At 73.7% G+C, this 22,287-nt stretch carries 16 protein-coding genes; 7 read left to right on the forward strand and 9 right to left on the reverse strand.

What is annotated here, in order from left to right:
- Positions 1-33: 33 nt before the first annotated feature.
- Entirely contained in the window at positions 34-1,125 is a 1,092-nt protein-coding gene (gene lgt, locus ACQY0Z_RS15180; protein ID WP_347225666.1) for a prolipoprotein diacylglyceryl transferase, read from the forward strand.
- Between the two features lie 67 nt (positions 1,126-1,192).
- Here the strand turns inward: lgt and ACQY0Z_RS15185 are convergent, their stop codons facing one another.
- Genes ACQY0Z_RS15185 through ACQY0Z_RS15210 form a run of 6 tightly spaced genes read right to left on the reverse strand, consistent with a single transcriptional unit; the run spans position 1,193 to position 8,026 of the window.
- Entirely contained in the window at positions 1,193-2,023 is an 831-nt protein-coding gene (locus tag ACQY0Z_RS15185; RefSeq protein WP_254586620.1) for an HpcH/HpaI aldolase/citrate lyase family protein, read from the reverse strand.
- Entirely contained in the window at positions 2,020-3,252 is a 1,233-nt protein-coding gene (locus ACQY0Z_RS15190) for a CaiB/BaiF CoA transferase family protein (protein ID WP_189896898.1), read from the reverse strand. Before ACQY0Z_RS15190 ends, ACQY0Z_RS15185 begins: the two co-directional genes overlap by 4 nt.
- A complete protein-coding gene (locus ACQY0Z_RS15195; protein ID WP_189896900.1) occupies positions 3,249-4,625 on the reverse strand; it encodes an ADP-ribosylglycohydrolase family protein in 1,377 nt (458 codons plus the stop codon). The genes ACQY0Z_RS15190 and ACQY0Z_RS15195 overlap by 4 nt, the downstream gene beginning before the upstream one ends.
- Positions 4,613-5,785, reverse strand: coding sequence for an ADP-ribosylglycohydrolase family protein (locus ACQY0Z_RS15200; protein WP_254586619.1), 1,173 nt, complete (start codon positions 5,783-5,785; stop codon positions 4,613-4,615). Before ACQY0Z_RS15200 ends, ACQY0Z_RS15195 begins: the two co-directional genes overlap by 13 nt.
- Positions 5,786-5,792: 7 nt before the next feature.
- Complete coding sequence (locus ACQY0Z_RS15205) at positions 5,793-7,025, reverse strand: ADP-ribosylglycohydrolase family protein (protein ID WP_439812405.1); 1,233 nt, start codon at positions 7,023-7,025, stop codon at positions 5,793-5,795.
- On the reverse strand, positions 7,022-8,026 hold the full coding sequence (locus ACQY0Z_RS15210; RefSeq protein WP_189896905.1) for an ADP-ribosylglycohydrolase family protein: 1,005 nt from the start codon (positions 8,024-8,026) through the stop codon (positions 7,022-7,024). Before ACQY0Z_RS15210 ends, ACQY0Z_RS15205 begins: the two co-directional genes overlap by 4 nt.
- Positions 8,027-8,320: 294 nt before the next feature.
- Between ACQY0Z_RS15210 and ACQY0Z_RS15215 the strand changes: the two genes are divergently transcribed.
- The 3 genes from ACQY0Z_RS15215 (at position 8,321) to ACQY0Z_RS15225 (ending at position 15,476) form a co-directional block, all read left to right on the forward strand.
- Positions 8,321-9,052, forward strand: coding sequence for a VIT1/CCC1 transporter family protein (locus ACQY0Z_RS15215; protein WP_189896907.1), 732 nt, complete (start codon positions 8,321-8,323; stop codon positions 9,050-9,052).
- A gap of 369 nt (positions 9,053-9,421) precedes the next feature.
- Positions 9,422-14,020 carry a glutamate synthase large subunit gene (gene gltB / locus ACQY0Z_RS15220; RefSeq protein WP_439812406.1) on the forward strand — a complete coding sequence of 1,533 codons (4,599 nt, stop codon included), beginning with the start codon at positions 9,422-9,424 and terminating at the stop codon, positions 14,018-14,020.
- Positions 14,013-15,476 (forward strand): glutamate synthase subunit beta, encoded by a 1,464-nt coding sequence (locus ACQY0Z_RS15225; RefSeq protein ID WP_439812407.1) that lies wholly within the window; start codon positions 14,013-14,015, stop codon positions 15,474-15,476. Before gltB ends, ACQY0Z_RS15225 begins: the two co-directional genes overlap by 8 nt.
- Before the next feature lie 96 nt (positions 15,477-15,572).
- Here the strand turns inward: ACQY0Z_RS15225 and ACQY0Z_RS15230 are convergent, their stop codons facing one another.
- From ACQY0Z_RS15230 to ACQY0Z_RS15240, 3 genes are all read right to left on the reverse strand, one after another.
- Positions 15,573-16,487 carry a chitosanase gene (locus ACQY0Z_RS15230; protein WP_439812408.1) on the reverse strand — a complete coding sequence of 305 codons (915 nt, stop codon included), beginning with the start codon at positions 16,485-16,487 and terminating at the stop codon, positions 15,573-15,575.
- Entirely contained in the window at positions 16,484-17,410 is a 927-nt protein-coding gene (locus ACQY0Z_RS15235) for a rhomboid family intramembrane serine protease (protein ID WP_189896914.1), read from the reverse strand. Before ACQY0Z_RS15235 ends, ACQY0Z_RS15230 begins: the two co-directional genes overlap by 4 nt.
- A 200-nt stretch (positions 17,411-17,610) precedes the next feature.
- Positions 17,611-18,510 carry a hypothetical protein gene (locus ACQY0Z_RS15240; protein ID WP_347226095.1) on the reverse strand — a complete coding sequence of 300 codons (900 nt, stop codon included), beginning with the start codon at positions 18,508-18,510 and terminating at the stop codon, positions 17,611-17,613.
- Between the two features lie 85 nt (positions 18,511-18,595).
- On the opposite strand from ACQY0Z_RS15240, the gene ACQY0Z_RS15245 reads away from it, so the two are divergent.
- The 3 genes from ACQY0Z_RS15245 (at position 18,596) to pepN (ending at position 22,201) form a co-directional block, all read left to right on the forward strand.
- Positions 18,596-18,934, forward strand: coding sequence for a chorismate mutase (locus ACQY0Z_RS15245; protein WP_189896918.1), 339 nt, complete (start codon positions 18,596-18,598; stop codon positions 18,932-18,934).
- A 147-nt stretch (positions 18,935-19,081) separates the two neighbouring features.
- Positions 19,082-19,624 (forward strand): response regulator, encoded by a 543-nt coding sequence (locus ACQY0Z_RS15250; protein ID WP_254587203.1) that lies wholly within the window; start codon positions 19,082-19,084, stop codon positions 19,622-19,624.
- 48 nt (positions 19,625-19,672) lie between these two features.
- Positions 19,673-22,201, forward strand: a complete 2,529-nt coding sequence (pepN, locus tag ACQY0Z_RS15255) for an aminopeptidase N (RefSeq protein WP_381726468.1) — start codon at positions 19,673-19,675, stop codon at positions 22,199-22,201.
- Positions 22,202-22,287: the final 86 nt, after the last annotated feature.

Consider the following 22,287-nt stretch of genomic DNA (forward strand, 5'->3'; position numbering starts at 1 on the left):
CGGGCGGTCCGGCACGGTAGCGTCGGTCCTGCCATGGAACTTGCCTACATTCCCAGCCCGTCGAGCGGGGTGCTGTACCTCGGCCCCGTTCCGCTGCGCGGCTACGCGTTCTGCATCATCATCGGCGTCTTCGTTGCCGTCTGGCTCGGCAACAAGCGCTGGATCGCCCGGGGCGGGCGGGCCGGCACGGTGGCGGACATCGCTGTCTGGGCCGTGCCGTTCGGCCTGGTCGGCGGCCGGCTCTACCACGTGATCACGGACTACCAGCTGTACTTCAGCGAGGGCCGTGACTGGGTGGACGCCTTCAAGATCTGGGAGGGCGGCCTCGGCATCTGGGGCGCCATCGCCCTGGGCGCGCTCGGTGCGTGGATCGGCTGCCGCCGCCGCGGTATCCCGCTGCCCGCGTACGCCGACGCCATCGCCCCCGGCATCGCGATCGCCCAGGCCATCGGCCGCTGGGGCAACTGGTTCAACCAGGAGCTCTACGGACGGGAGACCGACCTGCCGTGGGCCGTGGAGATCACCTCCTCCGCCGACGGCCGGATGCCGGGCACCTACCACCCGACCTTCCTGTACGAGTCGCTGTGGTGCATCGGCGTGGCGCTGCTGGTGATCTGGGCCGACCGGCGCTTCAACCTGGGCCACGGCCGCGCCTTCGCGCTGTACGTCGCCGGGTACTGCGCGGGCCGCTTCTGGATCGAGTACATGCGGGTCGACGAGGCCCACCACATCCTCGGCCTGCGGCTGAACAACTGGACGGCGGTCCTGGTCTTCCTGCTGGCGGTGCTCTACATCGTGCTGTCCGCGCGGAAGCGTCCGGGCAGGGAGGCCGTGGTCGAGCCGGGCGCCGGCGACGGCGAGGGCCCGGCGGCCGACGCGAAGACGGCCGACGGAAAGACGACCGACGGCGACGCGACCGAGAAGGACGCCTCTGCCGAGGAGGCCTCCGCCGAGGACGCGGCGACGGACGACGCCACGGACACCGACGACTCCGGGAACCCGGGGAAGCTCGACAAGCCCGGGAAGCTCGACAAGTCCGGGAAGCCCGAGGCGTCCGCCGAGCCGGAGGCCGCCGAGGAGCCGGAGGAGTCCAGGGACGGGGCCGGGTCGGCCAAGAAGGCCTGACCGCCCGCCGTACGCATGCCGAGGGCGCCCGGGGACACCCCGGGCGCCCTCCGCGCGTCCGGCCCGCTCACCGCTTGTGCGCCAGCGCCAGCGTCCGGTGCGCCGCCGTCACCACCGCCGCGTCCACGAACGTGCCGTCCGGCAGCGCCTGCGCGCCCTGTGTGGCGGCCGCCGCCTTGAGGACCGTCTCCGCCTGCTCGATCTCCCGCTCCGTGGGCAGATACGCCCGCTCGATGACCGGCAGCTGACGCGGATGGATCGCCGCCCTGCCCAGGAAACCCAGCGCGCGCCCGTGCACGCAGGACGCCTCCAGGCCCTCCAGGTCGCGGATGTCCGGGTGCACCGACTGGGTGGGCGGCGCCAGCCCCGCCGCGCGCGCCGCGACCACCACCCGTGCCCGGCACCAGTCGAGGCCGGCGTCCTCACGCACCCCCAGATCGGCCCGCAGGTCCGCCTCGCCGAGCGCGATCCCGCGCAGCGCCGGGTGCGCGGTGGCCACGGCGTGGGCGTGCTCGACGCCCAGCGCGGTCTCCAGCAGTGCGTACAGGGGCGGGGAACCGCCGCGCGCGGAGACGGCCCGGCGGGCGACCCGCACCACGTCGGACGGGGAGGACACCTTCGGCAGGCGCAGCCCCGACAGGCCCGGCGCGGGGGCCAGCGCCGCCACGTCGGCCGGTCCCCAGGGCCCGGTGAGGGCGTTGACGCGGACGTGCACCGGCACCGGCTGCGGGTCGCGCAGCAGCTCGGCGGTGGCCGCGCGGGCGTACGCCTTGCGGTCCGGCGCGACCGCGTCCTCCAGGTCGACCACCACCACGTCCGCCCCGGCCGTGAGGGCCTTCGCCACCACGTCCGGGCGGTCGCCGGGGGCGTACAGCCAGGTCAGCGGGACACTCTTCATACGGCGCCCTCCGCCCGCAGCTCCGCCAGGTCGGCCGGGGTGAGGCCCAGCTCGGTCAGCACCTCCTCGGTGTCCGCGCCGTGCGGTCGGCCCGCCCAGCGGACCGAGCCCGGGGTGGCGGAGAGCCGGAACAGCACGTTCTGCATGCGCAGCGGGCCCAGCTCCGGGTCGTCCACGGTGGTGATGGTGTCCAGGGCCTGGTACTGGGGGTCCGCCATGACGTCCCGGACGTCCTGCACCGGGGCGACGGCGGCCTCCGCCTTCTCGAACGCGGCCAGCACGTCGGCGCGGCTGTGCCGGGCGATCCAGCCGCCGACGGCCTCGTCCAGCACGTCCGCGTGCCGGGCCCGGCCCTCGCCGGTCGCGAACCAGGGCGCGTCGATCAGGTCCGGGCGGCCCACCAGGACCATCACCCGCTCGGCGATCGACTGGGCGGAGGTGGAGACGGCGACCCAGGTGCCGTCGGCGGTGAGGTAGGTGCCGCGCGGGGCGTTGTTCTGCGACCGGTTGCCGGTGCGCGGCTGGACGTGGCCGAGCTGGTCGTACCAGGTGGGGTGGGGTCCGAGGGCGGCGAGGATCGGCTCGATCAGCGCCGTGTCGACCACCTGCCCCTCGCCCGTGCGGTCGCGGGCCGCGAGCGCCGTCATGATCGCGTACGCGGTGGTGAGGCCCGCGACGGAGTCGGCGAGGCCGAAGGGCGGCAGGGTCGGCGCCGCGTCCGGTTCGCCGGTGAGCGCGGCGAAGCCGCTCATCGCCTCGGCGAGGGTGCCGAAGCCCGGCCGGTGCGCGTACGGGCCGAACTGGCCGAAACCGGTGACCCGCGCCAGCACCAGCCGGGGGTTGGCCGCGGACAGCTCGGGCCAGCCCAGGTCCCACTTCTCCAGGGTGCCGGGGCGGAAGTTCTCCACGACCACGTCGGCGGTGCGCACCAGGCGCAGCAGGATGTCCCGGCCGCCCGGCGTGGACAGGTCCAGGGTGACGGTGCGCTTGTTGCGGCCGAGCACCTTCCACCACAGGCCGACGCCGTCCTTGGACGGTCCGTGGCCGCGCGAGGGGTCGGGCCTCCTCGGGTGTTCGACCTTGACGACGTCGGCGCCGAAGTCGCCGAGCAGGGTGGCCGCGAGGGGGCCGGCGAAGAGGGTGGCGAGGTCCAGCACGCGCAGGCCGGCCAGCGGGGGAGCGGCCGGCGGCGCGGCAGGAGCCGCGGGGGCCGGTTCGGGGGGAGTCATGGGCGGGACGCCTCCAGATGGGTGAGACGGGCCAGGGAGTCGAAGCCGGTGCCGTCGAAGTCGCCGACGGAGGTGGCCAAACGGTTCTTCAGCGGGGCCGTCCAGCGTTCGGGGAGCGCGCGGGGCGAGCCGGCGAGCAGCCCGGCGACGCTGCCGGCGGTGGCGCCGGTCGAGTCGGTGTCCCAGCCGCCGGACACCGCGCGGCAGACCGAGGCGGTGAAGTCCCCGTCGGCGTGGGTGAGGGCGGCGGCGAGCAGGGCGGTGTTGGGGACGGCGTGCACCCAGTGGTGGGTCGCGCCGTGCCGCTCGTGCAGCAGGTCGACGACGGTGTCGAAGTCGCGGTGCTCGCGGGCCAGCCCCACGGCGTCCCGCACGGCCCGGGCGAGCCGGGAGCGGGGCGGGACGACGGTGAGCCCGGTGCGCAGACAGGTGTGCACGTCCCGCTCGCCGCCCGCCGCGACGGCGATGACGGCGGCGGTGAACATGGCCGCGTAGACGCCGTTCGCGGTGTGGGTGAGGGCGGCGTCCCGGTACGCCTGCTCGGCCGCGGCGCCCGGGTCGCCGGGGTTGGTCCAGCCGTGGACGTCGGCGCGGATCAGGGCGCCGATCCACTCGCGGAACGGGTTGCGGTGGCGGGCGGTCAGCGGCGGTTCGAGCCCGCAGAGGAGATTGCGGTAGGCGATGCGCTCGGCGGTGAAGGTGCGGCCCGCGGGCAGTTCGTCGAGCCAGACCCGGGCCACGTCGGCGGTGGTGAAGCGGCGGCCGTGGCGGCGCAGCACCAGCAGGGCGAGCAGCGGGTAGTTGAGGTCGTCGTCCTCGGGCATGCCGTCGATGTTCTCGGCGAGGGAGGTGGCGGCGGAGCGCCGGTTCCAGGGGTGCTCGGCCAGCAGTTCCGCGGGGACGCCCCGGGCCGTGAAGAAGCCGCTCAGCGGCCAGTTTCCGGCGGCGCGGGCCAGGGCGCGGATGGCGTGGAGGGGCAGCTTCTCGACCGGCTTGCCCAGCAGACAGCCGGCCGCCCGGCCCAGCCAGGCCGCCTCCAGCCGCGCCTCGAACACGGGCCCGTCCCAGGCGGCCGGGGCGCCGGGGGAGAGGGGCCACTCGGGGCACAGCGCCTGGATGGCGGCGAGGTCGGAGGGCTCGTCGTCGGCGAGCGTGCCGGGCAGTTCGGCCAGCTCGTCCAGCAGGTCGCAGGCCAGCAGCCGCAGGTAGCGGGAGACCGGGCGCGGGGAGGCGCCGGCGGTGAGCGGGGACGGGGGTCCGCCCGCCGCGTGCCAGCGGGCGGCGACCGCGGACGCCTCCCGGCCGTCCAGCGCGGCCTGGCGCAGCTCATGGCCGACGAGGTCCTCGGGCTGGACCCAGGTCAGTCGGAGCATCCGGCGCCTCCGAGCCGTGCGAACGCCCGCTCGTGGGCGCGGCGGCGCTCCACGTCCCGGGCGAAGACCTCACGGGCCACCGCGGTGAGCGCGGCGGCCGGCTCCCACAGGTCGAGACGGCTGGCCTCCGCCACCGTCTTGGCCCACTCCTCGGGCACGGGGGAGCCGAGCGCGCCGGTCACCGCCCCGGCCATCGTGGCGATGGAGTCGCAGTCGCGGCCGTAGTTCACCGCGCCCAGCACGGCATGCCGGAAGTCGCCGCGGGCCGCCACCACCATGCCCAGCGCGACCGGCAGTTCCTCGATCGCGTGCAGCCGGGACGGACGCCGGGCGCCCAGCGAGGGGGAGCGGTAGTCGGGGCCGACGGTGTCGTACGGGGCGACCGCCTCGCGCAGCGGACGCAGCGCCGACTCGACGTCGGTGTGGTTCGACGCCTCCTCGCAGACCTTCTCGACCGCCTCCCGCGTGCCGTCCTTGGCCAGCGACAGACACGCGGCGACGACCGAGTCCGGGGTCGCGTCCGGCGCGCAGGCCGCCGCCACGGCCGCCGCGAACACCCCGGCCGCCTCCCTGCCGTACGACGACTGGTGGGCGCCCGCCACGTCCAGGGCCTCGGCGTACGCGGCGGCCGGGTGGGCGGCGTTGACCAGGCCGACCGGGGCCATGTACATCGCGGCGCCGCAGTTGACGATGTTGCCCACGCCCGCCTCGCGCGGGTCGACGTGCCCGTAGTGCAGCCGCGCCACCAGCCACTTCTCGGCGAGGAAGATCCGGTGCAGCGGGATCGTCTCCGCCTCCAGCTCCGGGATCCAGCGCGGGCCGGTCATCAGGTCCGGGACCAGGTGGTCGGCGACCGCGTAGGCGTCCAGGTGGTCGCGGACCTTCGCGTACACCCGGACCAGCGCGTGGGTCATGAGGGTGTCGTCGGTGACGTGCCCGTCGCCCTTGTGGTACGGCGCGATCGGCCGGGCGGTGCGCCAGTCGTCGCCGTGCCACGGGCCGACGACGCCGTGGACGCGGCCGCCGTGGCGCTCGGCGATCTGCTCGGGGGAGTAGCCCTCCACCGGGCCGCCGAGGGCGTCGCCGACGGCCGCCCCGACGAGCGCGCCGGTGATCCGCTCGTCCAGGGAAGGGGTGTTCTGGGTGTCTTCGTACGTCATGCCGGGATCATCCTCCGGGTGCGGTCGGTTGGGCGGCTTCCAGCAGCCCGGCGAGTTCCACCAGGTCCGTCCCGGTGAGCCGGGGGAGCACGCAGCCGGACAGGGTGCGGCAGCTCTCCCGCCAGGACGCGGGGATCGCGGCGCTCCCGCCCAGCGCCCCGGTGAGGGCGCCGGCCAGCGCCGGGGCGGAGTCCGCGACCCGGGACAGACAGGCCGCCGCCGGGACCGCTTCCGCGATCCGGCCGCGGGCGGCGGTGGTCAGGGCGAGGGCGACGGGGACGGTCTCGGCGGCGGCCACGCCGTAGCTGTAGACGTGGTCGACGATCTGGTGCTCCAGCGGCGGCACCAGGGCGAAGGCGCTGTCGGCGTCCGCCGCGAGCGCCAGGGCGTGCCGGGCGTTGCGGCCGATCTCGGTGTCCTCGGGGAGTTCGGCGCAGGCGGCGGCCGCGCAGGCGTCCGGGCCGGCCCCGGAGAGCGCGAGGGACACGGCGGCGGCCATGGCGCGGGCCCCGTGCACGCCGTCGCCGTCCTGGGTGTAGCGGGCGTCGAACTCGGCGAGGTCGGCGGCGGCCCGCGGGTCGCCCGGGTGGGCCACGGCCAGCACGCAGGCCCGGACGCAGGCCGCGTCGTCGAAGTAGTGCGGGTTGTCGTGGCCGGAGGCGGGCGGGCGCAGCCCGGTGGCGAGGTTGCCGAGTCCGGCGCGCACGGAGATGCGGGCGCGCAGCGGCAGCACGGCGGACTCGGTCTCGGGGGCCCGTTCGGTGGCGGCGGCGACCTCGGCCGCGACCGCGTTCCAGGTGAGGTCGATGGCGGCGCGGGTGCGGCGCTCCCGGCTGAGGTCGCCGAGCACGGTGTCGTCGCCCGCGCGCAGTACCGCCTCGGCGGCGAACGCGGCCCACTCGGCGTCGTCGGAGGGGCCGAGACGGAGCGGCTCGGGCGGCTGGTTCAGGGCGATGGGGACGGGCAGCGTGGTGGTGGCGTTCTGCTCGGCGAAGGTGTCCAGCTCGCGGGTGAGGCGGCGGGTCCACTCGGGCATACGGGCGGCGCGGTGCCGGGCGGCGGGCCAGCCGGCGGCGTCCCCGGCGGCGAGTCCGAGGAGCAGCCCCTCGACGGCCGCGCGGGGCGGTCGGGGGGCGGGCGCGGGCGCGGCGGGCGGGCGCGGCGCGGGGGCCGTGTCGTCCTGCCCGGCCGTGGGGGCGAGGGTGTCGTCGGTGGTCGGGGCGGGGGTGGTGGAGGTCATGTGGGGGTCTCCGGGGTCAGCAGGTCCGCGATGTCGAGGACGTGGTGGCCGGCCATGGCGGGCAGACAGCTGCCGCGGGCCGGGGTGATGGCCGCGGCCCAGTGCCCGGGGACCGCGGCGACGCCCTGGGTCGCTCCGGCCAGCGCACCGGCCACGGCCGCCGTGGTGTCGGCGTCGCGGCCCATGTTCACGGCGGTCAGCACCGCCTGTTCGAAGTCGCCGTCGGCCGCCGCGTAGGCGCCGAAGGCAAGGGCCACCGCTTCCGGGGCGAGGTCGGTCCAGGGGTAGCCGCCGATCACCACCGCGGCGCGGACGGCCCGTTCGCCGCGGTGGGCGGCGGTCACCGCGCGGCGCAGCGAGCGGGCGGTCCAGGAGTCCTCCGGCACCACCGCCAGCGCCGAGGCCACGACCGTGACCACCGGCGCCCCGGCCATGGCCGCCGCGACGCCCGCCGCGACCGCCCGCCCGCCGTAGATGCCCTCCCCGTCGTGGCTGACCGAGCCGTCGACCGCCGCGAGCCGGGCCGCCTCGTCGGGCAGCCCGGCCGCGTACACGCCGTACGGCGCCGCCCGCATCGCGAGGCCGTCGCTCCAGGCGTGCCGGTGCTGGGCGGAGATGGGCGCGGCCAGGCCCCGGCGCAGGTTCTCCAGCGTGCCCCGCTCGCTGAAGCCGGCGCCGCGGAAGGGACCCTCGGCCCGGTCCGCGATCCACTCGTGCCAGGCCGCCTCGACGTGCGCGGGGGTGAGTCCGGAGCCGTGCCGGGCGGCCAGCAGGCCCGAGAAGATCGCGTACTCGGTGTCGTCCGTGCCGGCCGGGGGGTCGCTCACATAGCCGGTGATGCGGCCCCACTTCGCGCGGATCTCGGAAGGCTTCATGTTCTCGGCGGGGGCGCCCAGCGCGTCGCCGACGGCCAGGCCGAGCAGCGCGCCGCGGGCCCGTTCCCGGAGCCCGAGGGCGTCCCCGGGCGCGGGCGCCGAGGGGATGCGGGCGGTCGATGCCATACGCGGCTCTCCTCTCAGGCGCGCCCCGTGGGGCGCCGGCCCTTTGCGGAACTGTCCCCGGTGCCGTGTCCGCCGCAGCCTCCCGTGCCGGAGCGTCACCCGGACGAGATGCGCGGAGCGTCCGAGCGGACCGGGGCGGACGGCAAAAGCGCTGGTTAGCGCAGCCTTTCCTTGCTGGCGGGGGGTTCCGCCGAGGCGTAGACTGGGTTGCGTCGAAAATTGGAATGAGTCCAAAGTGCATACGTGTGGGCGTCCGGAAGAGAGGGCGCCCGGCAGAGTCCAGGGGGACCCGGCATGGCCATCATCGAGACCGAGGCGACGCTCCACGAGGCGCACCGCGACAACCACACCCACCGCGACGTCAACGGCGGCTGGCTGCGCCCCGCGGTGTTCGGCGCCATGGACGGACTGGTCTCCAACCTCGCCCTGATGACCGGCGTCGCCGGCGGGGCCGTCGGCCAGCAGACGATCGTCCTCAGCGGTCTCGCGGGACTGGCCGCCGGCGCCTTCTCCATGGCGGCCGGCGAGTACACGTCCGTGGCCTCCCAGCGCGAGCTGGTCGAGGCCGAACTGGACGTCGAGCGCCGGGAGCTGCGCAAGCACCCCAAGGACGAGGAGGCCGAGCTGGCCGCGCTCTACGAGTCGCGCGGCGTCGAGCCCGGCCTGGCCCGCGAGGTCGCCCGGCAGCTCTCCCGCGACCCCGAGCAGGCCCTGGAGATACACGCCCGCGAGGAACTGGGCATCGACCCCGGAGACCTGCCCTCGCCGACCGTCGCCGCGGTCTCCAGCTTCGGGTCCTTCGCGCTGGGCGCGCTGCTGCCGGTTCTGCCGTACCTGCTCGGCGCGAGCAGCCTGTGGCCGGCCGTGCTGGTCGCGCTGCTCGGGCTCTTCCTGTGCGGAGCCGTGGTCGCGAAGGTCACCGCGCGCTCCTGGTGGTTCAGCGGCCTGCGGCAGCTCGCCCTCGGCGGCGCGGCGGCCGGTGTGACGTACGCCCTGGGATCGCTCTTCGGTACCGCCGTAGGATGACCTCTTGCGTCTATGCGGTGCGTCGCATAAACAATCATTACTTGCTGGTTTCGAATGTGTGACCAGTGGGCATGAGCCGTACGCGCTGCAGGCAATGAGGCCGACGGCGTGCCCAGCGGAAGAGGCGAAGAGGCCTCTTCCCGCCATCGGGCCGACGGACACCGATCTGTCCGGACCGGCTCCCCACAGCTTCCGTCGACGGGCGCGGAACCCCGCCGCGACCCGGACGATGTCCGCATGCTGGAACGCATTATCCCGGTACCCGAGAGCCGTTCCATCATGTAACCTGCACGAAATTTAGCCACGCAGAGGGCCAACGTCGTCCCTCGGCACTTGCACCAATGCCAATTGACGACGACGGGAGAGCCGATGCGTACGCCGCGCCAGCCGTCCCAGCATTCCTCGAACGAGCGCCCGAGCTGGTCGTTCATGGATGCTCGCCCTGCTGCGCAGGGTATGTACGACCCCCGCAACGAGCACGACGCCTGCGGCGTCGGCTTCGTCGCCACCCTCACCGGCGAGGCGTCCCACACCCTGGTCGAGCAGGCCCTCACCGTCCTGCGGAACCTCGAGCACCGCGGCGCCACCGGCTCCGAGCCGGACTCCGGCGACGGCGCGGGCATCCTCTCCCAGATCCCGGACGCCTTCTTCCGCGAGGTGGCCGGATTCGAGCTGCCCGCGGCCGGCGGCTACGCCGTCGGTATCGCCTTCCTCCCGGAGGAGGGCGCCGACGAGGCCGTCGCCCGGATCGAGGAGATCGCCGCCGCCGAGGAGCTCACCGTCCTCGGCTGGCGCGAGGTGCCGGTCGCGCCCCAGCTGCTGGGCGCCACCGCCCGCTCGACCATGCCGGTCTTCCGTCAGCTCTTCGTCACCGACGGGGTCAGCACGGGCATCGAACTGGACCGCAAGGCCTTCGTGGTGCGCAAGCGCGCCGAGCGCGAGGTGGGCGTCTACTTCCCGTCGCTGTCCGCGCGGACCATCGTCTACAAGGGCATGCTGACCACCGGCCAGCTCGAGCCCTTCTTCCCGGACCTCTCCGACCGCCGCTTCGGCTCCGCGATCGCGCTGGTCCACTCCCGGTTCTCCACGAACACCTTCCCGTCGTGGCCGCTCGCGCACCCGTACCGCTTCGTCGCGCACAACGGTGAGATCAACACCGTCAAGGGCAACCGCAACTGGATGCGCGCCCGCGAGTCCCAGCTGATGTCCGACCTGTTCGGCACGGAGAAGGACCTCGAGCGGATCTTCCCGGTCTGCACGCCCGACGCCTCCGACTCCGCGTCCTTCGACGAGGTGCTGGAGCTGCTGCACCTCGGCGGCCGCAGCCTGCCGCACTCGGTGCTGATGATGATCCCGGAGGCGTGGGAGAACCACGAGTCCATGGACCCGGCCCGCCGCGCCTTCTACCAGTACCACTCCACGATGATGGAGCCCTGGGACGGCCCGGCCTGCGTCACCTTCACCGACGGCACCCAGGTCGGCGCCGTGCTGGACCGCAACGGCCTGCGCCCCGGCCGCTACTGGGTGACCGACGACGGCCTGGTCGTCCTCGGCTCCGAGGTCGGCGTCCTCGACATCGACCCGGCGAAGGTGGTCCGCAAGGGCCGTCTGCAGCCCGGCCGCATGTTCCTCGTGGACACCGCCGAGCACCGCATCATCGAGGACGACGAGATCAAGTCGCAGCTCGCCGCCGAGCACCCCTACGAGGAGTGGCTCGAGGCCGGCGTGATCGAGCTGTCCGACCTGCCCGAGCGCGAGCACATCGTGCACACGCACGCCTCGGTCACCCGCCGTCAGCAGACCTTCGGCTACACCGAGGAGGAGCTGCGCGTCCTCCTCGCGCCGATGGCCAAGACCGGTGCCGAGCCCATCGGCTCGATGGGCACCGACTCGCCGATCGCCGCGCTCAGCGAGCGCCCCCGGCTGCTCTTCGACTACTTCACCCAGCTCTTCGCGCAGGTCACCAACCCGCCGCTGGACGCGATCCGCGAGGAGCTGGTCACCTCCCTGCGCTCCTCGCTCGGCCCGCAGGGCAACCTGCTGGAGCCGACGGCCGCCGCGTGTCGCAGCGTCACCCTGCCCTTCCCGGTGATCGACAACGACGAGCTGGCCAAGCTCATCCACATCAACGCCGACGGCGACATGCCCGGCTTCAAGGCCGCGACCCTCTCCGGCCTGTACCGCGTGGCCGGCGGCGGCGAGGCCCTCGCCGCCCGCATCGAGGACATCTGCGCCGAGGCCGACGCCGCCATCGAGAACGGCGCCCGGCTCATCGTCCTGTCCGACCGGCACTCCGACGCCGAGCACGCGCCGATCCCGTCGCTGCTGCTCACCGCGGCCGTCCACCACCACCTCATCCGCACCAAGCAGCGCACCCAGGTGGGCCTGCTGGTCGAGGCCGGCGACGTCCGCGAGGTCCACCACGTCGCCCTGCTCATCGGCTACGGCGCCGCCGCGGTCAACCCTTACCTGGCCATGGAGTCCGTCGAGGACCTGGTCCGCGCCGGCACCTTCCTGCCGGGCGTCGAGCCCGAGAAGGCCATCCGCAACCTGATCTACGCCCTCGGCAAGGGCGTGCTGAAGGTGATGTCCAAGATGGGCATCTCCACCGTCGCCTCCTACCGCGGCGCCCAGGTCTTCGAGGCCGTCGGTCTCGAGGAGTCCTTCGTCGAGAAGTACTTCAACGGCACCACCAGCAAGATCGGCGGCGTCGGCATCGACGTGATCGCCAAGGAGGTCGCCGCCCGCCACGCCAAGGCGTACCCCGCCTCCGGCATCGCCCCGGCGCACCGTGCGCTGGACATCGGCGGCGAGTACCAGTGGCGCCGCGAGGGCGAGCCGCACCTGTTCGACCCGGAGACGGTCTTCCGCCTGCAGCACTCCACGCGCTCGGGCCGCTACGACATCTTCAAGAAGTACACGGAGCGGGTGAACGAGCAGTCCGAGCGGCTGATGACGCTGCGCGGCCTGTTCGGCTTCAAGTCGGACCGGAAGCCCATCCCGGTCGAGGAGGTCGAGCCGGTCTCCGAGATCGTCAAGCGGTTCTCCACCGGCGCCATGTCGTACGGCTCCATCTCGCAGGAGGCGCACGAGACCCTCGCCATCGCCATGAACCAGCTGGGCGGCAAGTCCAACACCGGTGAGGGCGGCGAGGACCCGGAGCGCCTGTACGACCCGGCCCGCCGGTCGTCCATCAAGCAGGTCGCCTCCGGCCGCTTCGGTGTGACCTCCGAGTACCTGGTCAACTCCGACGACATCCAGATCAAGATGGCCCAGGGCGCCAAGCCCGGCGAGGGCGGCCAGCTGCCTGGCCACAAGGTCTACCCGTGGGTCGCGAAGACCCGGCACTCGACGCCGGGCGTGGGGCTCATCTCCCCGCCGCCGCACCACGACATCTACTCCATCGAGGACCTCGCCCAGCTGATCCACGACCTGAAGAACGCCAACCCCCAGGCGCGCATTCACGTCAAGCTGGTCTCCGAGGTCGGCGTCGGCACCGTCGCCGCGGGCGTCTCCAAGGCCCACGCGGACGTCGTGCTGATCTCCGGCCACGACGGCGGCACCGGCGCCTCCCCGCTGACGTCGCTGAAGCACGCCGGCGGCCCCTGGGAGCTCGGCCTCGCCGAGACCCAGCAGACCCTGCTGCTCAACGGCCTGCGCGACCGCATCGTCGTGCAGACCGACGGCCAGCTGAAGACCGGCCGTGACGTGGTGATCGCCGCGCTGCTCGGCGCCGAGGAGTTCGGCTTCGCCACCGCGCCGCTCGTCGTCTCCGGCTGCGTCATGATGCGCGTCTGCCACCTGGACACCTGCCCGGTCGGCATCGCCACCCAGAACCCGGTGCTGCGCGACCGGTTCTCCGGCAAGGCCGAGTACGTCGTGAACTTCTTCCGGTTCATCGCCGAGGAGGTCCGCGAGCTCCTCGCCGAGCTGGGCTTCCGCTCCATCGACGAGGCCGTCGGCCACGCCGAGGTGCTGGACGTGACCCGCGCGGTCAACCACTGGAAGGCGCAGGGCCTGGAGCTCGAGCCGCTGTTCCACGTGCCCGAGCTGCCCGAGGGCGCCGCCCGCCACCAGGTGGTCGGCCAGGACCACGGCCTGGAGAAGGCGCTCGACAACGAGCTGATCAAGCTCGCCGCCGACGCGCTGTCCGCCTCCGGCGCCGAGGACGCCCAGCCGGTGCGCGCCCAGGTCGCCATCCGCAACATCAACCGCACGGTCGGCACCATGCTCGGCCACGAGGTGACGAAGAAGTTCGGCGGCGCGGGCCTGCCCGACGACACCATCGACATCACCTTCACCGGCTCCGCCGGCCAGTCGTTCGGCGCCTTCGTCCCGCGCGGCGTCACGCTGCGCCTGGAGGGCGACGCCAACGACTACGTCGGCAAGGGCCTGTCCGGCGGCCGCATCGTCGTCCGCCCGGACCGCGGCGCCGACCACCTCGCCGAGTACAGCGTCATCGCGGGCAACACCCTCGCCTACGGCGCCACCGGCGGCGAGATGTTCCTGCGCGGCAAGGTCGGCGAGCGGTTCTGCGTCCGCAACTCCGGCGCGCTGGTCGTCTCCGAGGGCGTGGGCGACCACGGCTGCGAGTACATGACCGGCGGTCACGCGGTCGTCCTCGGCGAGACCGGGCGCAACTTCGCGGCCGGCATGTCCGGCGGCATCGCGTACGTCATCGACCTGGACCGGGACAACGTCAACGCCGGCAACCTCTCCGCCGTCGAGACGCTGGACGACGCCGACAAGCAGTGGCTGCACGACGTGGTCCGCCGGCACCAGGAGGAGACGGGCTCCACCGTCGCCGAGAAGCTGCTCGCCGACTGGGACACCAGCGTGCAGCGCTTCAGCAAGATCATCCCCAGCACGTACAAGGCAGTGCTCGCCGCCAAGGACGCCGCCGAGCGAGCCGGTCTGTCCGAGACCGAGATCACCGAGAAGATGATGGAGGCGGCGATCAATGGCTGACCCGAAGGGCTTTCTGAACCACGGCCGCGAGGTCGCCACGTCCCGTCCGGTCGAGGAGCGCAAGAAGGACTGGAACGAGGTCTACGTCCCCGGCTCCCTGCTGCCGATCATCAGCAAGCAGGCCAGCCGCTGCATGGACTGCGGCATCCCGTTCTGTCACAACGGCTGTCCGCTCGGGAACCTCATCCCGGAGTGGAACGACTACGCCTACCGCGAGGACTGGGGCGCGGCGAGCGACCGGCTGCACGCCACGAACAACTTCCCCGAGTTCACCGGGCGGCTGTGCCCCGCCCCGTGCGAGTCGGCGTGCGTGCTCGGCATCAACCAGCCGCCGGTCACCATCAAGAACGTCGAGGTCTCGATCATCGACAAGGCGTGGGAGACCGGTGACGTCGCGCCGCAGATCCCCGAGCGCCTGTCCGGCAAGACCGTCGCGGTGGTCGGCTCCGGCCCCGCGGGTCTGGCCGCGGCCCAGCAGCTGACCCGGGCCGGCCACACCGTCGCCGTCTACGAGCGCGCGGACCGCATCGGAGGGCTCCTCCGGTACGGCATCCCCGAGTTCAAGATGGAGAAGCGGCACATCAACCGCCGGATCGAGCAGATGCGCGCGGAGGGCACCAAGTTCCGCACCGGCATCGAGATCGGCCGCGACATGCCCGCCACCGCGCTGCGCAAGCGGTACGACGCCGTGGTCCTCGCCGTCGGCGCCACCACCCCGCGCGACCTGCCGGTGCCCGGCCGCGAGCTCAAGGGCATCCACCAGGCCATGGAGTACCTGCCGCTGGCGAACAAGGTGCAGGAGGGCGACTTCGTCTCCCCGCCGATCACCGCCGAGGGCAAGCACGTCGTCGTGATCGGCGGCGGCGACACCGGCGCGGACTGCGTGGGCACCGCCCACCGCCAGGGCGCGGCCTCGGTGACGCAGCTGGAGATCATGCCCCGCCCGAACGAGGAGCGGGACCCGGTCGCCCAGCCGTGGCCGACGTTCCCCATGCTGTACAAGGTCACCAGCGCGCACGAGGAGGGCGGCGAGCGGATCTACTCCGTCTCCACCACCCACTTCGAGGGCGACGAGGACGGCAACGTCCAGTGGCTGCACATGACCGAGGTGGAGTTCGTCGACGGCAAGCTGACGCAGAAGCCGGGCACCGAGCGCAAGATCCCCGCGCAGCTGGTCACCCTCGCCATGGGCTTCACCGGCACCGACCGGGAGAACGGCCTGGTCGAGCAGTTCGGCCTGGAGCTGGACGCGCGCGGCAACATCGCCCGCGACGCCGACTTCCAGACCAACGTGCCCGGCGTGTTCGTCGCCGGTGACGCCGGCCGCGGCCAGTCGCTCATCGTGTGGGCGATCGCCGAGGGCCGCTCGGCCGCCCGCGGCTGCGACCGGTACCTGACCGGGGCGAGCGCCCTGCCCGCCCCGATCCGCCCGACGGACCGCGCCCTGGCGGTCTGACACCCCTGAGAACGTCCCGCACAAAGGCGTGCGGAACACCGCGGCGCCTGCCCGCCAGTCCCCGACCGGACCGACTGGGCAGGCGCCGCAACATGTTCAGGACAGGGTGTAGGAGTCCCCGTACATCTCCCAGGTGAGCGGGGTGTCCAGGTCCAGGTTCCCGGCCTGGAGGAACCGGCGCTGCGCGGTGTCGACGCGGGAGGTGTCGCGGTCCGGGTAGCGGGTGAGCATGGTCTCGCGGCGGGCGTCGAGGAAGGCGTCCAGGTACGCCGTCTCCGAGCCGCCCGCGGCGGGCGTCTTCGCCTTCTCCAGGGCGCGCTCGCGCAGGGCGTAGAAGCCGTTCTCGTCGGTGCCGGTGCCGTGGAAGACCATCGCGTCGTAGTACACGAACTGGCCCAGGGTGCCCAGGCCGTCCAGCTTGGCGAGGCGGACCGCGGGCTCGAAGTAGACGCGGTCGCGTTCCTTCTCCTGCGCGGCGCGGAACTCCGGCAGCTCCGACTCCGCCTTCCACGCCTCGGTGAAGCCCGGGTCGAGTCCCTCGTGCGAGCCGGTGCCGTCGACCTTCCGCAGGGCGGGCAGGTAGCGCGCGAGGCCGTTGCCGGGGCTGCTCCTCGTGTAGTGCTCGACGAGGGTGAGCAGATCGTGGGTGCCGGTGCAGAAGCCGATGATGCCCGCGGTGTAGCCGCAGTCGTCGTCGCGGTCCTCGATGCTCCCGTAGGTGGAGCGCCAGTCGGTGGTGGAGTGCTCGGCGCTCGCCACCAGCCGGTGCGCCAGCTCCCTCTTGGCGGGGGCGGCGAGACCGGGCGGCAGGGAGGCGACGGTCTTGTCGTCCTCGTCCCGCTGCTGTTCGTGGTCCTGCTCGGCCCGGTCCTTGGCGTCGTCGCGGGAGGACTGCGCGCCGACCGAGGTGGGGCCGGCGGGGGCGTCGGCGGCTGTCGACGGCAGGACGAAGTACACCGCCGTGGCGACCACGGGAAGGCCCGCGAGGAAGAGCACACCGGCACGTTTCACTGGGGGATCCCTCCACCTGTCAGGTCCGACACCTTGACCGCCGCCAGGACGGCGAGCAGCACCACCAGCACGGCGCACGCGCCGGCCTGCACCAGCACGCGGCGTCCGTCGCGCGGCGCCCAGGCGAACGCGAGCGCCACCAGCCCGCCGGTCAGCAGCCCGCCCAGGTGGCCCTGCCACGAGGTGAACACCGCGGAGACCACCAGCCACAGCAGCAGCCCGGTCATGAAGCGGTTCACCCCGCGCATGTCGGCGCCGACCCGCCGGGCCACGACGTAGTAGGCGGCCCCGACCCCGAACAGCGCGCCGGAGGCGCCGACCGTGGGGTCCGAGGGCGCGATCAGCAGCACCAGCACCGAACCGCCCAGCGCCGACAGGAGGTACAGGGCGAGGTAGTGGACCCGGCCGAGCATCGGCTCGACCGCCCGGCCCAGGTTCCACAGCACCGCCATGTTCATCACCACGTGGAGGAGGCCGAACGTCCCCTCCGTCGGCGGCAGATGCAGGAACGCGCCGGTCAGCAGCCGGTACCACTCGCCGCCCACGACCCCCTCGGGGGTGAAGTCCGCCGGGTACGGCTGCGTCCACACGTAGTGGCCGCCGTCCGGGCCGAGCAGCCCCGCGCCCACCATCGCGAACCGGTCCACGACCTCCGGCCGGACCACCTCCGCCAGGTACGCCAGCACGTTGAGCGCGATCAGCGCGTACGTGACCACGGGGACGACGGAGACCCGGCCGCCCACCAGGGTGCGCGCCTGCCGCACCGACCGGGCGCCCTCCCGCACACAGTCGGGGCACTGGTGGCCCACGGCGGCCTCGCGCATGCAGTCGGGGCAGATGTACCGCTCGCAGCGGACGCAGCGCACATGGCACTCCACCCGCGGATGGCGGTAGCAGGTGGTGACGGCGGACTCGGGTTCCACAGGCCGGCTCCTCGGCGAGTCGGGACGAAAACGGCCGGCGGGGGACGGCGGCGCACACTACGACAGCGGCGAACAAAATAGCGAACACCTGAGAAGTGAGCGAACGGCGGGGTGAAATGCCGCTCTTGTGGCGGTGGTTGAGCGTGGGGCACGGGTGCCGGGCACCCGAGGGCCGGCACCGGGTCGAACCGCCGGGGGCCCTACGTGTCGCACTCCAGCACGGACCGGCACAGACCGCACCGCGCCCGCACCCTCCCCGCCACCGGCACCCGGATGCGCTGATGGCAGGTGGGACAGGGGAACGACACCCGCAGCGGGCCGTGCCCGTCCGCCGAGAACCGGTACGCCGTCTCCCGCCCCGCCTCCGGCGCCTCAGCGTGCCCCTGCGCGTGCCTGCGGTCCCGCGCGTACCGGAGCCGCCCGGTCCAGCCCGCCGCGCGCAGCGGCGGCTGCTCCGCGTCCCGCCGCGCCAGCGCCAGCCCCTCCCGGTACGCCGTGTACGCCTGCGGACTGGTGAACCACACCGACGGGTCCTCGCCGAACAGCAGCGCCCGCTTCGCCAGCACGTACCCGAACTCCTCCGGCGTGAGGTACCCGAGCTTCTGCGACGACGCCCTGTCCTCCCGGAACGCGTCCAGCAGCAGCCACCCCGCCCCGAGATAGGCCGCCGCGGTGTCCGTGAGGATCTCGTTCTCCCGCGTCGACGGGAACGACAGCCCCAGCCGGTGCAGGTACACGTGCGCCACCTCGTGCGCCAGCGCCGCCCCGATGTCCCGGCGGTGGTCCCGGAACCGGTCGTTCAGCTCGACGAAGTACTCGGGCCCCGCGGTCAGTTCGACGTTCGCCGCATGGGTCATCTCCCGGAACCCGACGATCAGCCGCGCGTCCGGCAGCCGGTAGTGCGCCACCATCTCGCGGGCCACCCGCTGCGCCCCCAGATGCAGGTCGTCCGCGTCCGCGAACGCCACGTCGGCCGGCGCGACGCTCGCCGAGAAGGTGCGCACCGTGTCGTACGACAGGCGCCGGTACAGCGCCGTGAGCGACTCCCGCACCGTCCGCAGATGCGGGTAACCGTGCTCCACCGGTCCGCCGTTCGCCACGTCGCACCCCCGCCGCGCCTGGACACCGTCCACTGTACGAGCCGAGCCGCCGCCGCGGGCCCGCCCCGCCGTAGGCTGAGCCGCCATGACCACCAGCAACGCCGCCACCCCCGACGCCGACCCCGCGGTCCTCGAGGAACTGACCCGTCTGCGCGACAGCATCGACAACATCGACGCGGCCGTCGTCCACATGCTCGCCGAGCGCTTCAAGTGCACCCAGCAGGTCGGCCGGCTCAAGGCCGAGCACCGGCTGCCGCCCGCCGACCCGGGGCGCGAGGCCCGTCAGATCGCCCGGCTGCGCGCCCTCGCCGAGGACGCCAAGCTCGACCCGGCCTTCGCGGAGAAGTTCCTGACGTTCATCATCGCCGAGGTGATCCGCCACCACGAGAGCATCGCGGACGACGCGGCGAACGGCACGGCTTGAGCGGGCCGGTGAGGCGTCCGGGACGCGGCGGGGAGTGACAGGGCGGCCCGCACGGTGCATGCTCGCTGTGCACGCCTAGTCGGCTCACGCACACCGTCCGTCAGCACCCGGACCCGCGTCCGGCCCTGGCGGGGAAGGACGTGCCCCATGCCGCCCACCGCCCGCATCCTCCTCGTCGACGACCACGAGGACACGCTGTACGCCCTGGAGAGCGCCCTGGCCCCGCTCGGACAGCCGCTGGGCCGGGCCACCAGCGGCGACGAGGCGCTCAAGCAGCTGCTGCGCGGCAACGTCGGCGTGCTCCTGCTCGACGCCCACATGCCCGGCACCGGCGGCCTCGACGTCGTGCGCTGGATGCGCCGCCTGGAGCAGACCCGGCACATACCCGTCGTCCTGCTCACCGGCTTCGCCCGCGACCACCGGCTCGGCGCCGCCGCCTACCGCCTCGGCGTGGCCGACCTCGTCACCACCCCCGTCGACCCCTGGGCGCTGCGCACCAAGGTGCGCCACCTCTACGACACCCACCAGCGCCGGCTCGCCCTGGAGGCCGAGCTGCGTTCCCTGCGCGCCCGGCTCGACGCGGCCGGCGCCCCCGTCGCACGCCCCGCGCCGCCCCCGCCGCACGCGCACGTGCCCCCCGCGCAGCCCCCGGGGGCGCACACCGCGGAACTCGGCGGGGACCGGACATAGGCCGCGTACCCCATCCTCCTCTGTGCCGCGCCGACGCCATCAGGCAGCATGGCGTTCATGTCCGTACTGACGCGCGACGAAGCGCAGAACCGAGCACAGCTCATCGACGTCCACCGCTACACGATCGCCCTCGATCTGACCGCCGGGGACGAGACGTTCGACTCCCGCACCCTCATCAGGTTCGGCGCCCGCGCGGACGCGGACACCTTCGTCGAGATCGACCCCGCCGAACTGCGCTCCGTCACGCTCGACGGCCGGACCCTCGACCCAGCCCTCCTCGGCGGCGGCCGGTTCCCGCTGAAGAACCTCGCCGCCGGCGAGCACGAGCTGCTGGTCGACGCGCGCATGCGCTACTCCCGCACCGGCGAGGGCATGCACCGCTTCACCGACCCCAGCGACGGCGAGACCTACGTCTACACCCAGCTCTTCCTGGACGACGTGCGGCGCGTCTTCGCCGCCTTCGACCAGCCCGACCTCAAGGCCGTCTTCGAACTCACCGTCACCGCCCCCGAGGACTGGACGGTCCTCGCCAACGGTGTCACCGAGCACACCGGCGGCGGCGTGTGGAAGGCCGCGCCCACTCCGCCCGTCTCCACCTACCTCGTCGCCGTCGCCGCCGGGCCCTGGCACTCTGTGCGCACCGAGCACCGCGGCCTGCCGTTCGGCCTGCACTGCCGCCGCTCCCTCGCGCCCCACCTGGAGGCGGACGCCGAGGAGCTGCTCGAGATCACCCGCGCCTGCTTCGACCGCTACCACGAGAAGTTCGAGGAGCCGTACCCCTTCGACTCCTACGACCAGGCCTTCGTGCCCGAGTTCAACGCGGGCGCCATGGAGAACCCCGGCCTTGTCACCTTCCGCGACGAGTTCGTCTACCGCTCCGCCGTCACCGACACCGAGCGGCAGCGGCGCGCCATGGTGATCGCCCACGAGATGGCCCACATGTGGTTCGGCGACCTCGTCACCCTGCGCTGGTGGGACGACATCTGGCTGAACGAGTCCTTCGCCGAGTACATGGGCTACCAGACCCTCAACGAGGTCACCCCCGCCAGCCCCGGCGGGCAGCCGCCCCGCTGGCGCGGCGAGGGCACCTGGACCGACTTCGGCGTCTCCCGCAAGACCTGGGGCTACGACGCCGACCAGCGGCCCTCCACCCACCCCGTCGCCCCGGAGCACGTCGAGGACACCGCCTCCGCCCTGCTCAACTTCGACGGCATCTCCTACGCCAAGGGCGCCTCCGCCCTGCGCCAGCTCGTCGCCTGGCTAGGCGAGAAGGACTTCCTCGCCGGCATCAACACCCACTTCGAGCGGTACCGCTTCGGCAACGCGGGCCTCGCCCAGTTCATCGACTCCCTCGCCTCCGCCACCGAGCGGGACGTGCACGCCTGGGCCGACGCCTGGCTGCGCACCAGCGGCGTCGACACGCTCACCGCCTCCGTCGACGCGGTGCCCGGCCGGTGGACCCTCACCCTGGACCGCGAGGGCGGCCGCCCGCACCGGGTGACCGTCGGGGTCTACGACCGCGACCTCAGCGACGGACGCACCCTCACCCTGCGCGAACGCTACGAGACCGACGTGCCGCGGACCGCCGCCCCCGAGCCGCGCCCCGGCACCCGCCCCGCCCTGGTCGTCCCCAACGACCTGGACCTGACGTACGCCAAGATCCGTCTCGACGAGACCTCGCTGGAGACCGCACTGCGCGGCCTGTCGGGCATCCCCGACGCGCTCACCCGGGCCGTCGTCTGGAACAGCTTGCGAGACATGGTCCGCGACGGAGACCTGGCCCCCTCCGCCTACCTGGCCACCGCCGCCGCCCATCTGCCCGAGGAGACCGACGTCGCCCTCGTCCAGGGCGTCCTCGCGTTCGCCTCCGGGGAGGTCGCCGACCACTACCTCGCCCCGGACCGGCGGCCCGCCGCGCTCGCCACCCTCACCGACCTGTGCCGCGACCTCATCCGCCGCACCGAGGACGGCGACCACCCGGGCCTGCGCCTGGTCGCGGTGCGCCACTGCATCGACGCGGCCTCCCGCCCCGAGACCATCGCCGCCTGGCTCGCCGAGGGCACCGTCCCCGGCGGCCCCGAGCTGGACCCGGAGCTGCGCTGGCGGATCCTGGGCCGGCTCGCCGTGCTCGGCGCCGTCGACGAGACCGACGTCGCCGAGGAACTGCGCCGCGACCCCAGCGCCACCGGCCAGGAGGGCGCCGCCCGCTGCCGGGCCGCCCTGCCCGACCCGGACGCCAAGGCCCGCGCCTGGGACGCCATGTTCGGCTCCGACGACCTGTCCAACTACCTGTTCACCGCCACCGCCCGCGGCTTCTGGCAGCCCGAGCAGGCCGAGCTGGTCCGCCCGTACGTGGCGCGCTACTTCAAGGACGCCGTGGCCGTCGCCGCGCGCCGCGGCCCCGCCATCGCCACGGCCGCGGGACGCTGGGCGTTCCCCGCCCACGCCGTGGAGCCCGAGACGCTGAAGCTCGGCGAGAAGACGCTGCGCAAGGCCGACCCCGTGCCGGCGCTGCGCCGCCAGTTCACCGACCGGCTCGACGACCTGGCCCGCGCGCTGCGCGTCCAGGAGGCCTGAGACCGGGCGGGGCAGCCGGACAACGGGACACAACGGCGCGGGGGCGCCGCCGGACGGACCGGCGGCGCCCCCGCGGGCACCGCTGC

Source organism: Streptomyces sp. P9-2, assembly GCF_051903975.1.
Lineage (GTDB): Bacteria > Actinomycetota > Actinomycetes > Streptomycetales > Streptomycetaceae > Streptomyces > Streptomyces cellulosae.